Origin of the sequence: Xenorhabdus bovienii (genome assembly GCF_024721015.1) — a bacterium.
GTDB classification, from domain to species: domain Bacteria; phylum Pseudomonadota; class Gammaproteobacteria; order Enterobacterales; family Enterobacteriaceae; genus Xenorhabdus; species Xenorhabdus bovienii.
The window spans coordinates 1-21,270 of record NZ_JANAIF010000026.1; the positions used below are offsets into that span (position 1 = coordinate 1).

Annotated in this window: 15 protein-coding genes and 1 pseudogene; 5 read left to right on the plus strand and 11 right to left on the minus strand. The window is 51.3% G+C overall.

The annotated features are described in order from the left end of the window. Positions 1–9 precede the first annotated feature (9 nt). The 10 genes and pseudogenes from NXS07_RS08840 to NXS07_RS08885 all read right to left on the minus strand — a co-directional run bounded on the left by NXS07_RS08840 (position 10) and on the right by NXS07_RS08885 (position 8,457). Positions 10–306 carry a hypothetical protein gene (locus NXS07_RS08840; protein ID WP_238126497.1) on the minus strand — a complete coding sequence of 99 codons (297 nt, stop codon included), beginning with the start codon at positions 304–306 and terminating at the stop codon, positions 10–12. A gap of 5 nt (positions 307–311) precedes the next feature. Next, the gene (locus tag NXS07_RS08845) at positions 312–521 is read right to left on the minus strand and encodes a hypothetical protein (RefSeq protein ID WP_258086565.1); all 210 of its coding nucleotides are present in this window, start codon (positions 519–521) and stop codon (positions 312–314) included. A 66-nt stretch (positions 522–587) separates the two neighbouring features. Next, positions 588–821: pseudogene (locus NXS07_RS08850) on the minus strand (antirestriction protein); the annotation flags it as partial. Between the two features lie 38 nt (positions 822–859). Next, complete coding sequence (locus NXS07_RS08855) at positions 860–1,777, minus strand: integrase domain-containing protein (protein WP_238126500.1); 918 nt, start codon at positions 1,775–1,777, stop codon at positions 860–862. Positions 1,778–2,701: 924 nt separating this feature from the next. Next, positions 2,702–3,124: a hypothetical protein gene (locus tag NXS07_RS08860; protein WP_038216507.1), complete on the minus strand. Its 423-nt coding sequence runs from the start codon at positions 3,122–3,124 to the stop codon at positions 2,702–2,704. 658 nt (positions 3,125–3,782) lie between these two features. Beyond that, the gene (locus NXS07_RS08865) at positions 3,783–5,297 is read right to left on the minus strand and encodes a conjugal transfer protein TraG N-terminal domain-containing protein (protein ID WP_238126501.1); all 1,515 of its coding nucleotides are present in this window, start codon (positions 5,295–5,297) and stop codon (positions 3,783–3,785) included. Continuing rightward, on the minus strand, positions 5,294–5,638 hold the full coding sequence (locus tag NXS07_RS08870) for a hypothetical protein (protein WP_038216516.1): 345 nt from the start codon (positions 5,636–5,638) through the stop codon (positions 5,294–5,296). The genes NXS07_RS08865 and NXS07_RS08870 overlap by 4 nt, the downstream gene beginning before the upstream one ends. A 3-nt stretch (positions 5,639–5,641) precedes the next feature. Beyond that, a complete protein-coding gene (locus tag NXS07_RS08875; RefSeq protein ID WP_038216519.1) occupies positions 5,642–7,081 on the minus strand; it encodes an integrating conjugative element protein in 1,440 nt (479 codons plus the stop codon). A gap of 12 nt (positions 7,082–7,093) precedes the next feature. Beyond that, positions 7,094–8,062 carry a TIGR03756 family integrating conjugative element protein gene (locus tag NXS07_RS08880; protein ID WP_038216522.1) on the minus strand — a complete coding sequence of 323 codons (969 nt, stop codon included), beginning with the start codon at positions 8,060–8,062 and terminating at the stop codon, positions 7,094–7,096. Beyond that, positions 8,059–8,457, minus strand: a complete 399-nt coding sequence (locus tag NXS07_RS08885; RefSeq protein ID WP_038203054.1) for a TIGR03757 family integrating conjugative element protein — start codon at positions 8,455–8,457, stop codon at positions 8,059–8,061. The genes NXS07_RS08880 and NXS07_RS08885 overlap by 4 nt, the downstream gene beginning before the upstream one ends. 403 nt (positions 8,458–8,860) lie before the next feature. On the opposite strand from NXS07_RS08885, the gene NXS07_RS08890 reads away from it, so the two are divergent. From NXS07_RS08890 to NXS07_RS08910, 5 genes are all read left to right on the plus strand, one after another. Next, the gene (locus tag NXS07_RS08890) at positions 8,861–10,972 is read left to right on the plus strand and encodes a type VI secretion system Vgr family protein (RefSeq protein WP_038203059.1); all 2,112 of its coding nucleotides are present in this window, start codon (positions 8,861–8,863) and stop codon (positions 10,970–10,972) included. A 40-nt stretch (positions 10,973–11,012) separates the two neighbouring features. Next, complete coding sequence (locus NXS07_RS08895; RefSeq protein WP_038203062.1) at positions 11,013–11,468, plus strand: DcrB-related protein; 456 nt, start codon at positions 11,013–11,015, stop codon at positions 11,466–11,468. Between the two features lie 15 nt (positions 11,469–11,483). Continuing rightward, positions 11,484–16,076 (plus strand): PAAR domain-containing protein, encoded by a 4,593-nt coding sequence (locus NXS07_RS08900; protein ID WP_080717788.1) that lies wholly within the window; start codon positions 11,484–11,486, stop codon positions 16,074–16,076. A gap of 17 nt (positions 16,077–16,093) precedes the next feature. After that, positions 16,094–16,735, plus strand: a complete 642-nt coding sequence (locus tag NXS07_RS08905) for an Imm43 family immunity protein (RefSeq protein WP_258086566.1) — start codon at positions 16,094–16,096, stop codon at positions 16,733–16,735. Positions 16,736–16,954: 219 nt separating this feature from the next. Continuing rightward, on the plus strand, positions 16,955–17,746 hold the full coding sequence (locus NXS07_RS08910) for a hypothetical protein (protein WP_258086567.1): 792 nt from the start codon (positions 16,955–16,957) through the stop codon (positions 17,744–17,746). A gap of 215 nt (positions 17,747–17,961) precedes the next feature. Here the strand turns inward: NXS07_RS08910 and NXS07_RS08915 are convergent, their stop codons facing one another. After that, entirely contained in the window at positions 17,962–21,219 is a 3,258-nt protein-coding gene (locus NXS07_RS08915) for an Ig-like domain-containing protein (RefSeq protein ID WP_258086568.1), read from the minus strand. Positions 21,220–21,270: the final 51 nt, after the last annotated feature.

The window sequence follows — 21,270 nt, forward strand, 5'->3', positions numbered from 1 at the left end:
CTTTTTCTATCAATTGGCTGCATAAAAAACAATTACATCATTTTCTCTTGCTAGCGCTCTGTTAATGCGACAGAACCGGGATGACACCCCATGCAACGATAATAAATACACCTTATACCGCAAGGCACGCGCTGCCGGGGTATTCTGCCAGCTCTGCTCAAGTACCGCCGACTGACACAATTGCTGTTGCTGTTGCCGTTGCGCCAGTGACAGGCGCTCTGATGCCAGCATCACCGGCTTTGCCCAGACAATCTCGTCATAAAACCGGCCGCCGCGCACTCTGTTATCCTGCGCGTCATAAATCATAACGATCAGCGGAAAAAAGCGCATTGTACCGGATGAGAGAACGTCTCCGGCAGCGGCCAATCACCCAGCAGATGGAGCACTTTCAGCAGCTGCACCGCTTCCGTGATGGTGGGTGCTTCGCACACCGTCAGGATTTCCTCCCGCAGCAACGTTGGCGATTTCGGATGTTGCCTCAGGTCGGTGACCTGAACAGTAAACAGCTCTTCACGTAACACAGGATCGTTGTCATCCGGTGCCGGTAAAAAAATCGAGTTCAGGGTGTATTTTTCCTTGATTTAACATTAAAGAAAGAAAACATCTGCCCGGCTCTGGGAAGGTGTTTTTGGCTCCCCAGTCAGGCGCTTAAGAAAAGGGTTAACAGCATCATGGGCTGATAACATTAGTGATGATGCTTCCGGGTGGCTCAGTGCATATTCCCGCAGGGAGCTGAACCGGAACGCCTCGTTATTCGATTCATCCGGCCTCGCGATACGCGTCAACACGATGGCTGTCGCGGTCAGCCCGAACGCATCAGCTGAGAGATACTGAAAATAATGTCAGAAGCGTGATGCACTTATTCACTCTCAATATTCCGGTAATACACCTGCCTAATATAGCGCCCACGCCCATCTCCGTGCCCCAAATCCATCGACACCAAGGCCAGCACTTCCCGCTCGCTGAATCCTTGCGCTGTGTAATGCGCCCCAGATTGCTGGGCAAAATGGTAGCGCATACTGTGCGGCGCTTTATTGCCGTTCAGTCCTGCGCTTCTGACAATATAGCGGTAACGGTCTATTGCCTGAGTGATAGTGGGTTTATCAATCAATCTGCCGCTGCGCCCTGCCTGTTCGCACTCGGCATACGCAATAGCGTGTTGCAGGGCTTCCCGATCCAGTATAATCGTTTGCCTTGGACGACCGCCTTTGGTGCCAAACACCACCCGCACGGACGTATGACCGTTTTCCAGCGTTTTTTTCCAGGTCACTAAGGACTTGTAGGCTTCCACCGCTTCTTTGGTGCGTAACCCCAGCACATAGGCCAGTTGCATCACCGCCGCCACACCCCGATCTTTTTGCTCGACCTGCTGAAAAACTTCTCTAAACGCTGTCGGTGTCAGCGCAGTTTTCGTTCCCTTGCGGCTCGTATCGGCAATACCCAGTGCCCGATTGCTCAGACGCGGATTATCCGGTGCTGCCAGCTTGTGTTTTCCGGCCTGCGCCAAAATGGCTCTCAGCACAGACATTTCATTCTGTAGTGTCCGGTGGCTGATATGATTAGCCTTACGCCCGGCAATATAGCGCTCAATATGTTTCGCTTTAAGGCTGTCCATCTGCCGGAGCTTGATACCATTGTCTTTCAGGTAATCCAGATACTGCCGGGCAATCCGCTCACGATCTGCCACCGTGACAAAACTCCCGCCCGCCTGTCGGGCATGAGTGATAAATGCTTTTTTGAACAGCTCAACCTTTGAACGTGTCGATTTCTGCGCCATCCACACATCTCCTGCTACTTTGCTTCTGTTTTATGCATTTTTCAGTCGTTTTTAAACAAGTCCCTGCGTGTCGGTTCAGGTTCACCGTTCCGTGGTGCGTCAGACAATGTGTAGCAGGGCGAGGTTGTGTTGAGTTATTGCAGGAGCTCGCTGCGTGCTCAGCACGGCGATGGTATGCTCCCCGTTCAGTGCCTGATCATTTTCAGAATGAACGCCTCATTATCTTGACGTGTGTCATCTCTCCTTTTTTACTGCATCAGCCTGTTGCAAGGCAGCGGGTTGAAAACCAGACCTGACGATCGTTCGTTAATCAAACGGAATGTCAGTCAATGGCCTATTTTTAGAGGTTTCACTGGGTAATTCGGGGTTCAAATGGGTTGTAAAGCCAGACCGAACGTGCTCTGGACGTTGGCCGCCCAGCGGCGTCACTTGGTAATCGCTCCGCTGTTACGCAAGTGACGCCGCATAACAGTGGACGCTGAAATCATTGACGCCCTCTGATCTTTTCGCGCAATCGCTGTACAGAGATCAGGACGTTTATCGTCAGTGTTCAAAACGCAGGTTAATGTTTTTCGGAACGAGGCAAAGAATGCTCTGCCCGTATTGCGTGATAAGCCGGTTGTGAATGACACCGGGTAACTTTCATCGCCGGACGGAGGGTTGTTGTCTGACGATATCTGCTTCCAAAAGTTCGCAGATGTACCGCAATCTTGCTCTCCCTTGCAGGCTACGAGAGTTTTGTTTTCGCCACTCAGAAGAGGTGATCCTTGCAGGCGATCAGATCACAGGTAGTCACATTCAGGATGGTAGCCTTTGTATCAGGCCGGGTCAAATGTCCCTTTTATCATCTCTGACAAACTGATCTTACGGAGAGAGAATAAGGTGTATGCTGGGCATTCAACGTCGAAGCGCAATCTGGCTTCCTTATTCTTTAATTTCTAAAGTTTTTTTATATTTAATACCGGTTAACTCTGACAAACCAACCTCTTTTCCCTCAGTGAGAAAGAGGTTTCTGCGCCTCAGGTTGTACAGGTGAAGACAATGCTCACACATGTCAGTCACATTAGCCGGATTTCTGATTGCCTTGAGCGTCCTGACGGCGTATTTACCACACCGGCACCGCACGACATAGATGGCACTGTTTTTATGGTTACCCCGTTGCGATAAAGGGCGGACACCTAACACCGTCAAAAAGCCATATTCATAACCCTGAATCTGCATCAGTATGTTGATTAAATTGGGTTCTCTTTTATTTAAACGCAAATCATACGTCGTTTTATAAGGAATAAAATGACTGGATTGTTTTTGAATTTTCTTGCTCTTATCCTTTTTATCGGTATCGCTCATCACTTTCCCTGATCCATTTTAGAATATATTAAAGATGTTCCAATTTAACCGATTTCATTATTAATTCAATAGCGAAAAAACTAAACTGAATAGGTAAGCTGGGTCCGGCCTTGTTTATTTTCATTATCATAAACGGCGAAGCCTCAATGGCTTCGACCATTGAGGCTTCTATAAATTGTCTACTACCAGAAACAAGAGAGTTAATGTAATAGAACATCTCAAGTATAACGTTTTTAGTGTAAGTCATATTGAATGAAATGACATTAAGTTATTTGCTTTTTGTGATGTACCTCATGAATATTGAGTTAATACAATTCCAATATGAAAAAACAGAAAAGGAATATAAAACCGCCCTGAATTAAGAAAAATAATATATTAATTCAATAATATATTTGCATTAAATAGGATTTCATAATGCTGCTACACATAGTGCCTTCAACCATTTGAATACAAAGGGCTTACGTTGTACAAGGTGTAGCACTATTTTGGAATGTTATTTAAATAACTCACTGACCTGCACCGTTAAGAATATTTATCTGATATTTAATTATCGGGACAATGATAAACAGGTTAAACAGGCGAAAAAATAAAACTCACACACCATTCACACTCTGCTTAAGGGATAACGCCCTGTCCCTTAAGTTTTCCCCTGGCTTGACTACTTTCCTTTCGACATCATCTTCTGCATCACTATCTGTCCGAACATCCCGGCTGACTGCCTGACCTGTCCCACGCCCTGGTTCATCATGCCGCTGATATCGCCCATTCTCACCCCCGCCCAGGCCAGTGCACCCAGCCAGACCATCGGCAGGACAATAAACAGCATCCCCATCACCAGCGCCATGATTAAATCATCCGAAGTGTTCTGCAACCCGGCCAGATTAAACAGGCTGTGGGTTTCTGAACCGTACAGCGCATCCAATAGGTAACTGTCCAGCCAGCGAGCCAGCTCCCACCAGAAGGTGAGGAAATTCAGCGCAAAAATCACAAATGTCAGCGTCAGGACGGTCTTAAATTCATAGGCAGCCAACAGCAGGATCAACGGCAGCAGGATATACAGCGCCATCAGGAGAACGGCCTGCACCATCGGCAGCGCCTGCCGCACGGCATCCAGCATCGGGTAAGCAAGCAGGCCACCCAACATCACCCCCGCAGAGGCCCCGGCCCGGTTAGAGCCGTTCCAGACCGTAAAATCGGCATTACCGCCATAACCCGCGTAGACATACCCCTCCTGTGATACCGTCAGGTTGACCGGACTGACCAGACGACGGATCACCGCCTCTTTATATTCACGGCTTCCCTTGCCCAGCATTTTCAGGGCTGCCGACAAACGCAGCCACAGCCCCGGATCGGCCTGTGCCAGCACCCGGGCTTCCAGTCCGGTTTGCGGGGCTGACCACCAGACTTTACAGGTCGGATAGCCGCCCCGGCCGGTATCGGGCCGGCCGCTGTCCCGGCTCGCCATCCACGGAAAATGTACCCGGGGTGTGCGTGATTGCAGGGTAGTGTAATCCCCTGACAGGAAGGTCTGACTCCCCAGCCAGTCGATATCCTGCAGCACCGCGGGATCACCAGTTTGTCCCTGATCGCGTTGTTTCCACTGATAAAGCGCCAGGGCATAGCAATCGTGGGTAAAATCCTGCAATTCTGCTGCCAGTGCGGCGTTGGCAATACGGGTGTGCTGCACCTCAAAACGCAGTTGCCGTAAATCCGGCCGGCAGGGCACGGAAGCAATCGCCGCCTGGGTTAGTCCTTTCGATAACCGGTGCACCACCGCCCACCAGACCGGCACGGCAGCCGTGTGTTCGCCCAGACTGGAAATCACCGGCGCATACCCCGTTTCCTGCGGTGATTTCGGCGTCCAGGTGCCGCAGGTTTTGGCCCGGGACGGATCATATTGCAGGGTACTGAGGCTCACCTGAACCAGCGGGACGCAACAGGCGATCATGACAAAGAACGCCCCGTACAGGATATTTTCGAGACGGGAGAGCGACTGGAGCCCCGCATTGCCTTCTTCCACGCTGTCTTCACGGATTTTCAGCCACAGCGCCATGATTTTAAACAACAACGGCACGGTAAACAGCCCGGTGGCAATCAGTACCTGCCACAAGCCATTATTCACCACCCAGCCGAGCAGGGTCAGAAAGTATTCCAGATAACTGTTTGTCGTCATGCGCTGCCCCCCATGCTGCCTGACAGGGCGTATTCACACAGCAGGATAAACAGCAGACTGGCCGTCATCATACGGATCAACGATGTCCGGTACGCGGGTTTATGTTGCGTTGCCTGAAAAATCTTCCGGCTGCCCCAGCCCAACAGCGCATAAAGGCTTAACCGCCAGACCAGCCACAGCGATTGATGGTTTTCCATCCGGTGACGAAAGGCGAACAGGTGTTCGGGATAGCACATCCCTGCCCAGCCCGTCAGCAACGTAAGGATTATCACTGCCGCAATAGCCAGCACGATGCCAGCGCCTTTTTTCAGCCTGGACGATGCTTTTGCGTTACCGGTCATCACTTACCTTCCCGTCACCCGGTTTGCCGGATTTTCCAGTTGATAGAAACGCTTATCACTGCTTTCCGTCACGTGTTTCTGCGGATGTGTTTCAATCCGGTGGTTTTCCCGCTCAATAATGGTCAGGATGGCGTTGTGTGCCAGTTCGCGTTTCAATGTCATTTCATTTTTCAGGGCATTGATTTCCCTGTCCAGCGCCGCAATCCGCCGTTCGCCCTCATTGAGGGCTTCGGCCTGCGCGGCGGCATTGGGTTCGGACATGCCGGTAATAAGCATCCGGCGCATCAGCAATGCCGTCTCCGTGGTCTCTGCCATCGCCAGTTCACCCGCCAGACGTGCCGTCAGCGCGGCATTGTCCGGATCACGTTGCAATGCCTGGATCACGCCCTGGGTGACCGTCAGGCTGCCGGTTTTCAGTTTGGCCAGATTTACCGCCGTCACTTTTTCCGTCCCGTTGACCAGCTTCACCAGCTGTTCCATATTGGCCTGAGTCTGTGCTTCCAGCATGGGTGCAAAACCCGTGCCGGCAACCGTCGCGCCCGGTTGGTGCGCCCCGCCGCCGCTGATGCACTCCGCCGCGTTGGCACAAGTACGTATTGTCCGGTCGCCCAATACGTTGACGACGGCTTCTGCCGCCTCACGCGCACTGCTGAATTTGGTGCAGCTGCTGCCGCTGCAATCCTGATGCCGGATGGTAGCAGTGCTCAGTACCGGCTGATGGTTCATCATATTAAACCCGGCGCTGGCTAAATCACGGGTCGGTCGAATGGCGCTCTGCCCTTTTCCTCCCTGCTTCCGGCCGCCAATCCACGGATGCCCGCCCGTCCCGGTGGCTTTGGTGCCGGCGTTATTGGCCCGCACCGCGTCAGCATCCCCGCTGTTAACCTGTGCCTTGTATTCCTGCATCGCCGCAGACTGCGTCCATTTATTGTTTTGCGCAAAATCCCCCATCCGCTTGGTCATGTTCTGGCAGTTGAACTGGGCTTTGTCGAACGCGACATTGGCCTGCAAAACGCCATTGGTCAGCATGTCATACAGCCCCGGATTGGCCCGCTGGATTATCATGGCGGGGAGACTGGCGACCGCCCCGGTGGCGCCCTGAATGACTTCGCTCATCAGATTTTTCATGCCCGCCGTGATACCGTTGAGCTGATTACTGACCGTGGTTTTCAGGTCAAAATTGCCGCACATCAAATCCGAACGCCAGCCGAGTTCCAGCCCGGCCAGCCTGGTTGACCCCGCGCGACTGGCCGGCTCAGAAATCACCGAGCCGCCACCGAGAGTGTAGAACAGCGTATCGGAGACCGCCCCGCTGCTTTGTGCACCATACCCCAGTGCACTGTGACTGACGGCCGGTAAGGAAACCGACAGTTCTGATGCCTGAACCTGAGCGGTAGCGAGTGCCAGCCCGCCCGCAATCAGCAGTCCCGGTTTTCTTATCATCCTGTTTTTTCCTTATATGTCCGTACTGCCGAGAAAACGTTGCCCGCGCCGCTGGCAACAGCTGTAGGGCTGCCACAGGGCATACGCCTGATTGCTGTCTGCCGCCGCTGTGTGGCGGCCATCCGGGAATACTGCACAGGACTGACTTAACTGTGGTGACAACCGTTGCCATTGGTGATTTTTCGTGCCGGTATTTTCGGTAACCGGGGCCGGCGGCCAGTAGCCGTCACGGCGTTGCCCGGCCAGTGGCTGATAAACATGGGGCTGCCCGGTACGGGTGATAATGTCCGCCACCCGCTGTGCCACCACGGCAGCGGCTTTATCCTCATCAACCTGCGTGACAAAACCGGAACGGGGGTAGAGATTGCCCCACATATTGCCCGCCGGCTGGCTGCCCAGTTCTCGCAGACCGGGGATAAGCGCTTCAGGATAAAGCGACTCCGGCAGTCCGCTGCGCCACGCGACAGTATCCAGCGTACTCAGAAAATAAGGCATCAGCGGTGTGGCCGCACTGCGACAGGAATACCCCGGGATTTGTCCGCCAATCAGAGTGGTAGCGGGATGCCCGATAGCATCGGCGTATTTGAAACGCAGACGGGGACTCTGCTTCCCGGCAATCTGAACCGTGTGATTGCCGCCGCCGGTGGTCAGGCCGGATAACGCCCCCGTTACCGCATTTTCCAGTCCGCCGGATAACGGGCTGATGTAAGCCATTTCAGACCACGGGTTGCCGCCGGGCGCATGATAGGTAGAGACCACCGCCTGCGGCAGAAAATGGGTCACTTTGACCGAGGTTTTCACCGTACAGCCGTGCCAGGAACAAAACAGCCAGTAACAAATGCCGCTGACCCGCCATTGAATGCAGGATGGCGAGATACTACTTGCCACGATTTGGGCAGTATTGAGGGTGGCTTGTGAAAAAGGAGTAAACGCCGCGGCCAGCGTGATAACCACCGGAAAAGCCAAGCGTGACGTATTCATGGCTGATGCTGCTCCCTGAGCGCCGTCGCTTTGGCCATATCGGCCGTACCATACACCACATCACGATCATCAAATACCACCGCCGGGTATTTGCGCACACCGGATTGCCAGGCATGGACAACAGCACGATAAGCGTTGATAAGTTGCTGTTCCTGCTCACGCCACTGGGGTGATTGCAGCCTTGTTTGTGCCTGTTCCATCGCCTGCCTTAGGTCAGCGGGAAGCAGGGCAAAGTACTGTTGCTGAAGTTGTTCAGGCCTATCCAGCCAGACAACGTGGCTGTCCGGCGTCAGATTCATTGGCGGATGCTGACGGTCGGTATACACCAGCGTTTTGGCACAGGTACACCATGACAGCCCCCATCCCAGCAAAAACACTAAACAAGGCTTTTTCATTATCTCCGTCCCAACTGCAAAACATCAGGCCAGCGTGAAGAAAGCCGCGGTAAAAGTCAGTGCTTAATTGATTTTCTGACAATGAAAAATAAACGCACCGGTCCGCTAAGATTTTTCCCAAATGTCGATAAAACGGGCATCACATTCATAAAATTCATCGTTTTATCGGTAAAATAACAGTCCGGATTTATCCCCTGACATAATTTGTAATGAATGAAATGAAAAATATGCCGATAAAACAGTCGCCACCTCATCATAATAAGAAAAAAATGTGCATGAATAACAGGCTTTTTCTGTCTGAACGCAGTGAATACCTGCCCGGACGTCCTATTGCCTAAGTAAAAGGAACCCCCGCGGAAAACAGCATTGAAGATAACAAGTAAAAAATAAGGAAAACGAAACAATGTCAATGAAGAAACACCTGACGAAGTTACAGCAGGGACAATCCCTGCTGGAAAAAGGAAAGCAGGCAACAGGTTTGGCGAAACAGGCAGCAGGCCTACTGGGTGGTGCCGGTACCGCTGGCCTGACGGATAAAAGTGGCCTGATGAAACCCGGCGGTTTTGCCGGCCCGCTCAGCGGCGGTCAGAGTCTGGCGCAGCAAGCGGCGGCCGGACACAGCGGCGCAGCCAAAGCGCTGCAACAGGCGGGTAGCGGTGGAAACTCCGCGCCGAGCGGCCTGCGATTTACCCTGACGGCAGGCAGCCTGCCGCCACAGACGTTCGTTGTCACCGATTTTACGCTGAACGAAGGGTTCTCCCGGCTCTTTACCCTCAACGTGGGGCTGGCGAGCGCTGATCCGGCAATTGACTTCCCGTCTGTCCTCGATCGCAGTGCGACGCTCACCATTACGCAGAATGGCAAAGAACAGCGCAGTCTCAGTGGCTGCGTCGCCCGCTTTGAACAGGGCAACACCGGGCTGCACCAGACCACCTACCAGATGACGATTTACCCGGATTTATGGCGCACTTCCCTGCGACAGAACTCACGCATCTTCCAGCAGCAGGATATCGTGACCATTCTCACCACCCTGCTTAAAGAACACGGCATTCGTGATGTGGTCTTCAGCCTGCGCCAGCCGCACCCGGCACGGGAATTCTGTGTCCAGTATCAGGAAAGCGACTTTGACTTCCTGCAACGGCTGACGGCGGAAGAAGGCATCTTCTACTTCTTTGAATGCGGCAACGGTCGCAACACGCTGGTGTTCGCCGACGACGCCGGTTCAGTGCCGCCGGGCATTATGCTGCCTTATCAGCCGGGTGACATCAGTACCACCGGCGAGCCGTCGGTGACCAGCTTCACCAGCAGCGCGCAGGTACGCCCGGCCAAGGTTGAGCTGAAGGACTACACCTTCAAAAATCCAGCATGGCCGGCCGAATTTCGTGAACAGATGAAGGACGAACAGCTACAGGAGCAGTATTACGAGCACTATGACTACCCCGGCCGGTTCAAGGACGAAGCCCATGGCAAAGCCTTCACCCGCTACCGGCTGGAAGCGTTGCGTAACGATGCGATCACCGGACAAGGGCACGGTCACGCGATTGCCATCCAGCCGGGGAAACTGTTCATTCTGACCAACCACCCGCGGGCTGATCTGAACCAGCCATGGCAGGTGGTGAGCACGAGCCATTCCGGAAACCAACCGGGTGCTCTGGAAACGGCCACCAGCGGCAACGGCACCACGCTTCACAGCCAGTTCAGCTTCATCCGCCATAACCAGCACTGGCGGCCGACACCGCTGCCGAAACCGAGCATTGACGGCCCACAGATTGCCAAAGTGGTGGGGCCTGCCGGGGAAGAGATCTTTTGTGACCAGTACGGACGCATCCGCCTCCAGTTCCCGTGGGATCGCTACGGCAAATCCGATGACCAGAGTTCCTGCTGGATCCGGGTGACCCAGCCGTGGGCGGGACAGGGCTGGGGCATGCTCGCTATCCCGCGCATCGGTCAGGAAGTGGTCGTGGATTTTCTGCATGGCGACCCGGATCAGCCCATCGTCACCGGCAGAACCTACCATGCGAGCAACATCCCGCCGGGCGGGCTGCCGGGCAGCAAAACCCAGATGGCCTTCCGCTCAAAAACCCACAAAGGCGAGGGATATAACGAGCTGCTGTTTGAGGATGCCAAAGGCAGTGAACGGCTTGCTCTGCATGCACAGAAGGATATGCACACCACGGTAAAAAATGACCAGAGTCTGGTCGTGGAGGCTGGTAACCGCAGCCTGCTCATCCAGACGGGAGATGAGAACAAGACCGTAGAACAGGGCAACCTGACAGAAAATGTCTGCCAAAAACGCAGTACGGAAGCCAATGTGGTGCAGGTGAAAACGATGGCGGGTAAAGCCGGCGCGGGGACACAGTTGTATGAAGCGGAAGACGATATCACGTTGAAAGTGGGCAGCGGCACCCTCCAAATGACGAAAACAAACATCAAAATTTCCTTTGGGGGCGCCAGTATTGAGCTAAACGACAGCGGGGTCACCGTATTAGGTGGTCAGATTAACATCAACAAATAACCTGCATTGATTTTTTAAATTGCAGCAAGAAGGAATTTCCATGAACAATACACATGATCTCGCCCCTTTCCACTTCAATCAAGGCTCTGTCATGCTGCCCGCCAGCTGGCAGGATGCCAGCATTCTCGTGTTGAACAGTCAGGATGAAAAAAACGGCACCAGTTTTACTGTCTCCCGCGACAACTTACCGTGGGGACTGGCATTCAGCCAGTTTGCGGAACGGGAAATGACGGCCATAAGTAAACAGCTCAAGGACTATGAGGCCATCACCCATGAGTCAGGCGAACTGAACAATTTTGAGACCGAGACCTTTGAATTTCGCTGGCGAGCCCCGGGTGGCCCGGTACATCAATTGATGATGATGCTGAATGTCCCCGAACAAGTCCTGATTTTCACCGGTACCTGTCAGGGTGAAATGACGGCCACACAGCGGGAACAGATGCTGGCCATGATGGCGACCTTCCAGCCCCGTGACGGGCAAACGGACAATGGATAACAGGGAGAGAAAGCCATGAGTGTCACACAGGGTGTCATAATGGGTGCCGCCGCGGCACACCGACCTCATCAGCCTCCAGCAAAAAATCACCGGGCATCATCCTCACAGGGAGAGCAGTCTGCACCTGTACCGCCCCGGACAGAAAAATCGACGTCTGACCGGGCACTGGAATTTTTACAAAGTGAAACGTTTGAGAATGCCACACTGGCGACCAGTGGTGCTTATGCAGTGGCAACCGGGGCCGCTGCACCTTTTGCTGTGGGATTAGCCACTGGCGCAGCAGGCGGGGCTGCGGGTATGTATGTGGGCGATAAAATTGGTCATACGATTGCGTCAATGGCAGGCATGAGTACTGTAGCTACAGAAGGTGAAAACCCGGCCAGAGAGGGTGATGCGATTGCCCACCAGAACAAAAGTGCGGGGCTGTGGGGGGCATTGGGCGGTATTTTGCTGGGGGCAGTGGTGGTGGGTGCCATTATTGCGACCGGCGGTACCGCACTGGTAGTCATTGCCGCCGCCGCAGCGGCAGGTGGTTTTGTCGGTGGCGCGTGTGCGGGGATTGGTGCCGCGCTCGGACAATATGGCAGTAATAAAGGCACTATTGTCAAAGGCTCACCCAATGTGTTCTTTGAAGGGAAACCAGTAGCCCGTATCGGGGATCCGGTTATGTGTAGTGACCATCCTCCCGGTGTAGTCGCCGAAGGGGCAAAGACCGTGTTTGCCAATGGTAAGGGCATTGCCCGTCTGGGGCACCGTACCTCCTGTGACGCCAATATCAACAGTGCAGCCGGGTCAATTTCAATTACGAAGGAAACGGGTGAACGGCTTCCTATTATGGAGGAAAGCAACAAAGCCTTGCAGTGGGCGGTGGTTATTGCCGGATTGTTGCCGTTCCCGCGCAACAAAAAAGGGGTGACCAAATCTGATAAGCCGAAAGAATCGACGCAGAAACAAAGTAAAAAACCGAAGGCAGACGATAACTGTGGTGATCCGGTCGATATGGCAACGGGCGATTTTTTGCAACAGTGGCCGATGCTCTCCCTGTCCGGCACCCTGCCCTTGTCACTGACCCGAACCTACCGTTCAACGGCGGATTTTTCGGGACTGTTTGGCTTGAAGTGGGCGGATGACTGGTCACAGCATTTAAGACGGGATGGCGAAGTGACCCACTTCACTGATGCCGATGGCGTCGTTTACACCTTCCACACGCCAGAGGAAAAGGTCTTTTCCGTAAACCTGCATGCCGGACATTACCTGTTGTTCGGGACACTGGCTGAAGGGTTGCACCTGTTTGACCGTCAGACACAATTGACCCTGAGTTTTGAACAGCACACAAGTGAGCGTCGTCTGTTGTCAGCCATCACTGATCGCCACCACAACCGCATTGATTTCCATTACGAAGATCCGTTTGATGAGAGAAAGTACCGGCTGTCGCAGATCACCCATTCCGACGGTTATCGGTTGTTGTTGAATTACGACCAGAACCGGCTGACAACCATTGAATACCTGACAGAAGGGCTTCGCCAGACACTGGTGACTTGCCGGTATAATGCACAACGCTACCTGTCAGAATGTCATTCATTTCAGTTCAGTCATTTGTGGCACGAATATGATCCCCGCGGCTATATGACCTGCTGGCATGATACGGACACCACCAACGTGTCGATGGAGTATGACAACCGGGGACGGGTGGCCTCGGTCAGTACCCCACAAGGCTACTGGCAGGATCGTTTTTTATATGATGATATCAGCAAAGTGACCACCTATCTGGATGCAGAAGGCGGTTGTACCCGTTATTGGTACAACGAAGATGGCCAGATCACCCGCAAAGTTGACCCGCTGGGACGGGAAACAGTACTGGAATGGGATCTGGATCATAAACTCTCAGAAACCGACCCGCTGGGCAGAAAAACCACCTTCGAATACACGTCCTACGGTGAGTTAACCCAACTCATGCTGCCTTCCGGTGAAGTTTTTACCTATGATTACGATGAGTATGGCCAGCTGTTGCAGGCCATACTGCCGGACGGCAAAAAATGGATTTTTCACTACAGCGAACAAGGTGCTCTGGACGCCGTGACGGATCCGCAAGGACGGCGTGAGGAATACCGTTACAATCAACATGGCGAAATCCTCAGACGGGTATTACCGGATGGTGCCCAGTGGCGTTATGAATATGAACAACACCGATTGCATCAGGTACTGGCACCAAACGGTTACACCACACATTACGAACAGGACGAACTGGGACGACTGCGTTGTATGACGGATGCGCTGGGTCAGCAAACCCGTTATCAGCACTGCGCGTTTCATGCCAGTCCGGAAAGCAGTGTCACAGAGATTGAATTTCCGGATGGGGTGAAACAGCACATTGACTATGACAATGAACGTCGGATCGCGGCGGTCACGGACGGTGAGGGGAACACCACACGTTATGCGTATGGGGCATTTGACCTGCTGACCCAGCTCACCCGCCCGGATGGTACGGTTCTGCATTTTGGTTATGATCGTTTAATTCGCCTTAACAGCGTGACAATGGCAACGGGTGAAACGTATCGCTATGAGCGGGATTTAGCCGGGCAAATTATCCGTGAAACCGATTTTACCGGGCGGACAGTCGAATATACCTATGACGGTGCAGGCCGCCGGACGCTGATACGCTATCCCAACGGCCAGTTAATTCGTTTTTATTATACCGCCAAGGACCAGGTTCAGCGGCAGGAATACTGGCAGGCAGGGAAACTGCATTCTGAGTTACAGGCAGTGACTGATTATGTCTACGACACCCGAGGCAGGATGACCCGTGCCACCTCAGCGGATACGGTGGTGGAATTTGATTATGACGAGGCGGGACATCTGGTTGGCGAGCGTCTGAACGGACGTGAAATTACCCATGAATGGGATGATCTCAATGACCTGCCGACCGCAGAAACACTGGGTGGGGACACATTGCATTTTGGTTATAACCGGATGGGTTGGTTAAACCGTTTCCAGTTTAACCAGCATAACCCGTTATCTTTACAGCATGATCCGCTGGGACAAGAAATTGTACGGGAAAGTGTCTCCGGTTTTATCCTCGCCAGCCGTTACACCGCAACCGGTTTGCTGGCTCATCAGTCAGCAGGACGGGCGACAACGCTGTTCCGGGAAACCCTGCAACAGAACGATCCCCACTTCCCGCCACAGGCAACTGCAGTCAACCGTAGCTGGCAATATGATCGGGCATACAACATCCGGGTGATTGATGATGGCCGCTGGGGGCAGACCCGTTACCGTTACAATGCGAACGGACAGATAGCTCAGACACTGTATCAAGGTGCACGGCCTTACGAAGAGCAGTTCAGTTATGATGCTAACGGTAACCTGAGTCAACATCTGCCGGTGGACGCTCACGGCGCACTGACGCAAATCGATCAGCGCCAGCAGGCCGGGCGGGTGGTACAGCACGGTAATATCCGCTATCGTTATGACACCAATGGGCGGCTGATTGAAAAAACGGAGCAACGTGACGGGTTCCGGCCGCAAGTCTGGCGTTACCGTTGGGATGTACTGAATCAATTGACGCAGTGTGAAACACCCGATGGCTCGCGCTGGCACTATCAGTACGATGCTTTTGGCCGACGAATACGCAAATTCAAAATTCACGATGGAAGACTCACCGCGGCGAATCTGAAAAGGTGGTTAGATGGCAGACCGGATCTGACGCCAGGCACCTCAGAAATCTACGGACATGATTATCTGTGGAGTGGTGACCAACTGGTTGAGGAAACACCTTTATATGCGGATGGCACCCCAGTGGAAGATCAACGCATCCGCTGGTTATATGAACCCGGCACACTGACGCCCTCAGCTCGTTTTGAGAAAGGCAAGCTGCATTACATTGTGAGTGACCATCAAGGAACGCCACGTGAAATGCTCAATGAGGAAGGCGGGCTGGTCTGGGCGCATAGGCTGACCACATGGGGCAAAGCAGAACGCTCGCAGGTGATTGCGTCCAATGACCCGGATTATCACGTTGGCTGTAATTTACGATTTGCAGGGCAGTATGAAGATGAGGAAAGCGGGCTATACTATAATCGTTTTCGTTACTATAATCCTGAAAATGGGCAGTATTTGACACCCGACCCCCTTAATTTAAGAGGCGGATTGAATCCTTATGGATATGTGTATAATCCCACGGGATGGGTCGATCCCTATGGCTTATCGGATAGCAGTATTTTAGATAAAGCGATGGCAGGGAAAAAGTATGACAGGTTATCTGCTCACCATGTCATCCCGGTTGAAATCTGGAAGGAAAACCAGAAATTCTTGGATAAGATTGGTATCGGCGGAAGAATGAACTCTGTGGAAAATGGTATTCATATCCCCGGCAGTAAAAAAGCAATGCAGGATGATGTTGGTAAGGGGATGAAAGTATTCCATAGCAGTAATCACAATACATATTCTGGTGAGGTAAGACAGAGTATAGAAGAAATTAAACGCCGACATGACGCCGGTAACCTTAGTGACCGTCAAGCAAGAGACGAGATAAGAAAACTCCAGATGAAGATGAAAAATAAGATTTGGTCAGGTGATGTTCCCACTAATCCATGTAAGAGACTAAATTAATGAATTATTATGTACTAATGAATGATTACAAGTCTTCTTTAATTCCACGATATCTTCATGCTCTTGTTGATACAAAGAAGCAAGTGAACGAAAACTGGGATTATGAAGGTTCAGATTATTCTTTCCCTTATTACATGAAAGAATTAGAGTGTCCGGATAGTTTGTTTTTGTTATGCAATAGGAATGTGGGCGCTCTAAATTTCAATTATTATTTTCATGGTTCCGGACATATTGCATCCAATAAATTTATTGATCTTTTCAATGACTTAAAAACCTGCGAGATTATATCTAAAAATTTGATAGCCACATCAATTAAAGATGGAAGTGTAATTAGGGATGATTTTAATTATCTCTATTTTATAGGCAATGACGATTTTTTGGATTTAAACAACTCTGAATTAGAAGAAGATCGTTCTGGTTCTTTGATGCCTCATAAATTAATTATTAACAACCCTAGTAATATTGATGTATTTACAATACGTAGTACCTTACTTGCTGATTTTTTGATTTTTTCTGAATCTGCCGTAGAGAAATTTTTAAAAATGAAAATAAGTGGAGTAAAAATAGTACCACTTGATGAGGCTTTTAAAAACTATTGTTTAGATTATGGGTATGATATTGGAAGCAGTAGAAAAAGAGTGAAAAGGAAATTACCATAAGTACAATCATGAAATAAAATTACATTCTGTATAACATAAAGCCGGACAGATCCCCGAGATTTTCCGGCTTCTAATTGTCATCACATAAGGCTCCTAAACATATCATCTTACTCTTTCTACTTGAGGTATATACTAGGTCAAGAGAGTGAATTTTTTTAGCTTAAATTATATTCAATGAAATTGATTTACAATCATAAATTTTGAAAAGGAAGACAATACATGATAAATCCAATACAAAACGAAATAACCTTTCCAGAGGGCTGGTTTCTTTTCATTAATGGCGAAATCCCCTTCTATTGCGATCATGGGTGTACTGTCGCCGATTTTGCTGCTGCGAGAAACCTGATCGGTTATAACAAAAAAAACGGGATTTACTTCAAATTCGCCTATGAATCCTCTGAAATCAGAGGGGATGAACCTCCGCCGGGAACCTATGTTCTGACCATCAGAAAATACAATTACGCCCACAACTCCGGTTATTTTGGCCGCTGTGTTTATGCGGAAGTGAAACAAACCCAGTGTCCGGAAGAATTTAAAAATATCATGACGGATATGTTGAACATGTCGGCGGAACAGTCCACGTTTGAAGAAGTAAAACGACCTAAACCACAGGGAAAATGTACACCTCAGTTACAGCAGTGCCTTAATGATTTTTTCACCGGAGTCAAGCAAGACCGCACGAATGAAATTATGGCTTTAATCAGGTCTCCCATGGATGAAGACGAAGAGGAAAATATTCCTTATCTTCGTAAACTGTACTATGGGCACTATGAAAGCCCATATCAGAGAGATGATTTAGTTAAAAGTGAAATACATAAAACAGTGGTATCGGAGATCTACAACTACTTTGAATCGCTCGATAAAACTAGAAAACTTGAGAATGGCCGGGATCTTTTTCCCTTTCTTTTTAGTCCAAAAAAATATGATATCAGCACCATTGTGCCTAAAAATGTGAGTTTATGCGAAGTTTTTATGAATATGACCCATATTCAGGATGAGAAACTCATGTGATAAAGCTTCAGAAGAATATTTATCTTCTGGTTTGGCCTGTTTCTATAGAAAGATCAAACCAATGATATTGCATATTCCACCCGCCAAATAGACTCCGCCATTACCTCAAACGGAGTCTATTCCTTGGCAGGAGGAAAGAACAAGTTCATGAATCAAATTGGCAAGATCAGACAACGCTGGCAGATCAAGCAAAATCATGTAAACACAGAACCGCCTTAGCCTCCACACGCAAATGCCAGCCGATGCCAGGCATTTCGCATCCAGCTATCCGATTCTGCCCAGAATGCCCATTTTGTCTGCGCATCCATTGAACCAGAACTGGCAGAAAGATAATCCGTGGAAACCACATAAAATTCCCTCACCCAGCCTTCATAATGATAAAAATTTCCCCATTCTTCATAAAGCCGTTCAAGTGCATATTTGGGCGCAATCTGGCTGCCGAGTGATTGGCAAATTTGCGTTGCATTAAAATAAAAATCTTTCGTTATGCCTGAACGCTCGAACCAGGTATCACTTGTTAAGGTCAGTACCACCTGCTGCCCTGCTTCATCGGTACCTGTCAGTCTCACACCATCAGGACGTTGCTGTACGACCACCGTATCACCGGATACCGTGACTGCCGGAGAATCACTCTGCCAGTTCACCCGGCCTGTATTATCGTCGATGATGATGCGGAATTTCGCGCCACGCCAGAAAACTGAAGGCCCCCGGGTGCCAAAGGATTTCTGGTTGGCATTATCGCCCTGACTGTCAACGGCAACGGTATCGGCAATACGTAATGGCGGGATAAATTCCACCGTTGGCGAGATAACTTCCTGGTCATCAATAATGGTTGTTACTGAAGCTGTGCCTGCCTTCTGGCTGCTCAGTGTCGCACGGGCTTCACCGTTTTCATCGGTTTCAATCTGAGCGTCTGTAAAGTGACCGTTGTCCGAGCGCCACCAGACAGGGATACCGACGGCGGGTTGTCCGGTCAGGTTTTTCACCGTCACGGTCAATATGACGCTATCCTGACCATTGGCAATCATGCGGGTTTTATCTGCATGCAGGGTTGATGTCAGCACATCATCAAACCAGAGCGTCGGGGCAGTCACCGTCTTATCATCAACCTGAATCCATACCCGATGTTCACCGGCAACAGTGCTGGTCAGTTGAATTTGTGTCACCCCTTGCGAGTCGGTTCGGGTCTCTGCTGATGACAGGACACCGCTGTCGGTGTGCCAGATGACAGCCTGGTTTTCAACCGGTAACCCCAGCGCATCTTCAACAATCGCGGTCAGCACGATAGCTTCCTGCCCGTTTCCGTTGGCGTGGGTTTTATCCGCGATGATAACGGATTGCAACTGACGTTTAAACGTGACCCCGTCCGCCGTGATGATGGTACCTGATATGTCAGCGCGGACACGGGCGACACCGGCTTTCCGGCTGATAACCCGTGCCCGGGCTTTTCCCCTGCTGTCGGTGATAACCTGTTCATCGCCAATCTGACCATGATCTGTTGACCACACGATTTCCCTCCCCACCATCGGCTGGTCAGCCGCATCACGCACGTCAACCGTGCAAAGCACACTGTCCTGTCCATCAGCAATGGCCGTACTTTTGTCACAGGTCAACGTGTGGGTCAGTGCAGGTAAAAATTCAACCGGTGATGCCATAAACGTTTCTTCACCGATAGTCACCGACACTTCTGCGATACCAGAGGGTAAACTGACTAATGCGGCGGTGGCCTGCCCGTGATTATTGGTTGTTGACGACAAGGTCAGGAACTTGCCCCGGCTGGTTTGCCACTTAACGGACTGTTGAGGAACGGGAACGCCAGCAGCATCCTTTACGGTGACGGTAAACGTCACTGCATCCTGACCATTGGCTCTGACCTGTGTTTTGTCTGCGGTGATAACAAGTTTCAATACCGCGCTGAAGTGCACCGGCAGGGCCACGGTGACATTATCACCGACCGAGACCTGTACGCTATGCTCCCCATCATGATGGCTGCTCAACAACACCGCCGCCAGTCCCTGTTCATCGGTTTTCTGTGTGGTTTGTGAAAGTTTGCCTTTGTCACTTGACCAGCTCACTGTTTGATCGGGAACAGGTTCACCGTCACGATCTTTCACCATCACGGTATACATCACACTGTCCTGACCGTCCGCCCTTGCCTGCGTCCGGTTTGCGGTAACCTGCACATGGGTTTCCGTCGGCTGGATAAAAAGGGTGGTTTCCGATGGCCGGGAACGATTGCCGTGCCTGTCAATGGCAATACCGGAAAGCCGGATTATTTTATCGGCTGCTTTTGGCAAAAGCAGCATAACTTTGTCAGGCGTCTGGTGAATAATTTTACCGCCCGCTTGCTGTAATTCATCAGCCCGGAGTTCTAAACGCGCAAGGGGATATTTGGAGGTAATTCGTGGCGTAAAGGTGATGATTTTGCCTGCATCGCCTTTAAGCTGAACGGGAAAGTCCAGTGTTATCAGCGTCTGCTTGCGGTAGTCCAGCACCATATTATGCTCCCGGTTGACAAAATCTGTCCGTCTGAATGTCAGGCTGCGTAACGGCGCGACTGCGTTGGGATCAAGCTGTTGTGCCAGGGGGACGCCCAGCTGGTAATTAAGTGCCAGCGTAAAACGGTTATCCCGGTGATCCTGCTTCCCGTGCCGAAAATCCGCGCCCAATGTAACTAACGGCACCGGCGTGTATGTCAGCCCGGCCGTCAGGCTGTAGGGGTTGTACTGACGTCTGCTGTCACCGAATAAATCCACTTGCTGCCCGTAGTATTGTTCAAACACCACCTGCCCGCCCCAGTGCGGCAACACGGGTAACCCGCCTTCTACCCGGATATCCCAGCCATTGGCGGGACGCGCATCATAATCGGTGACTTTTCGGGAAGTTTTCCAGCCGGATAAGCGCCGGTAAAGGTTGGCAGAGAGTTTGAGGTTATCGCGCCACGCTTCTGCCCCGATACTGTAGCGATGATGTTGAGCTGGCCACTCAGCATCCCAGAACGCATTAGCCCCCCAGAGCCAGTTATCAGCCAGATAGCGGTATCCCATACCAAGATGGGTGGTCGTCTGACCGTGCCCGGCTTTAACTCCCCACTGGCTGAATGCGGTATAGCCCGGGGTGGTATACCACGGCAGCATCCAATCCAGCACGGCTTCTTTTAACGAAAAAGCGTGATCAAAAGGGAGTGATATCCGGGCATTGCCTAATTGGTTGAGCCACGGGGTTAATGTGGCAATGACTGCCGATGACAGCTGCTGAGCAGCGATTGATTGTGCGGCGTCGGTGGGGGATTGCGATTGGTGAAGTTGCTGCCCTAATTGTGAGGCGATGTCAGCCAGTTTGTGGGCAGAAAGATTACCTTCGTTTTTCTGTTCTGACGTGGCCTGCCCCTGAAAACTAAGCAATAGACTCAACAGGCCGATAATCAGAAAATTCGCGTTATTGGACAGAGAGAATTGGAATTTTTGCAACACTGACTGTTACCCTTTTCATTAATGATGAAAAAGGTAACATGCCGAAAAAAC

What these genes read in the sequence shown, in the direction of transcription:
- NXS07_RS08860 (WP_038216507.1), bottom strand. Translation starts at nt 3,124, where the DNA reads ATGAGCGATACCGATAAAAAGGATAAGAGCAAGAAAATTCAAAAACAA.
- NXS07_RS08895 (WP_038203062.1), top strand. Translation starts at nt 11,013, where the DNA reads ATGAACAATACACATGATCTCGCCCCTTTCCACTTCAATCAAGGCTCT.
- NXS07_RS08840 (WP_238126497.1), bottom strand. Translation starts at nt 306, where the DNA reads ATGATTTATGACGCGCAGGATAACAGAGTGCGCGGCGGCCGGTTTTAT.
- NXS07_RS08905 (WP_258086566.1), top strand. Translation starts at nt 16,094, where the DNA reads ATGAATGATTACAAGTCTTCTTTAATTCCACGATATCTTCATGCTCTT.
- NXS07_RS08910 (WP_258086567.1), top strand. Translation starts at nt 16,955, where the DNA reads ATGATAAATCCAATACAAAACGAAATAACCTTTCCAGAGGGCTGGTTT.
- NXS07_RS08900 (WP_080717788.1), top strand. Translation starts at nt 11,484, where the DNA reads ATGAGTGTCACACAGGGTGTCATAATGGGTGCCGCCGCGGCACACCGA.
- NXS07_RS08865 (WP_238126501.1), bottom strand. Translation starts at nt 5,297, where the DNA reads ATGACGACAAACAGTTATCTGGAATACTTTCTGACCCTGCTCGGCTGG.
- NXS07_RS08880 (WP_038216522.1), bottom strand. Translation starts at nt 8,062, where the DNA reads ATGAATACGTCACGCTTGGCTTTTCCGGTGGTTATCACGCTGGCCGCG.
- NXS07_RS08870 (WP_038216516.1), bottom strand. Translation starts at nt 5,638, where the DNA reads ATGACCGGTAACGCAAAAGCATCGTCCAGGCTGAAAAAAGGCGCTGGC.
- NXS07_RS08885 (WP_038203054.1), bottom strand. Translation starts at nt 8,457, where the DNA reads ATGAAAAAGCCTTGTTTAGTGTTTTTGCTGGGATGGGGGCTGTCATGG.
- NXS07_RS08890 (WP_038203059.1), top strand. Translation starts at nt 8,861, where the DNA reads ATGTCAATGAAGAAACACCTGACGAAGTTACAGCAGGGACAATCCCTG.
- NXS07_RS08855 (WP_238126500.1), bottom strand. Translation starts at nt 1,777, where the DNA reads ATGGCGCAGAAATCGACACGTTCAAAGGTTGAGCTGTTCAAAAAAGCA.
- NXS07_RS08875 (WP_038216519.1), bottom strand. Translation starts at nt 7,081, where the DNA reads ATGATAAGAAAACCGGGACTGCTGATTGCGGGCGGGCTGGCACTCGCT.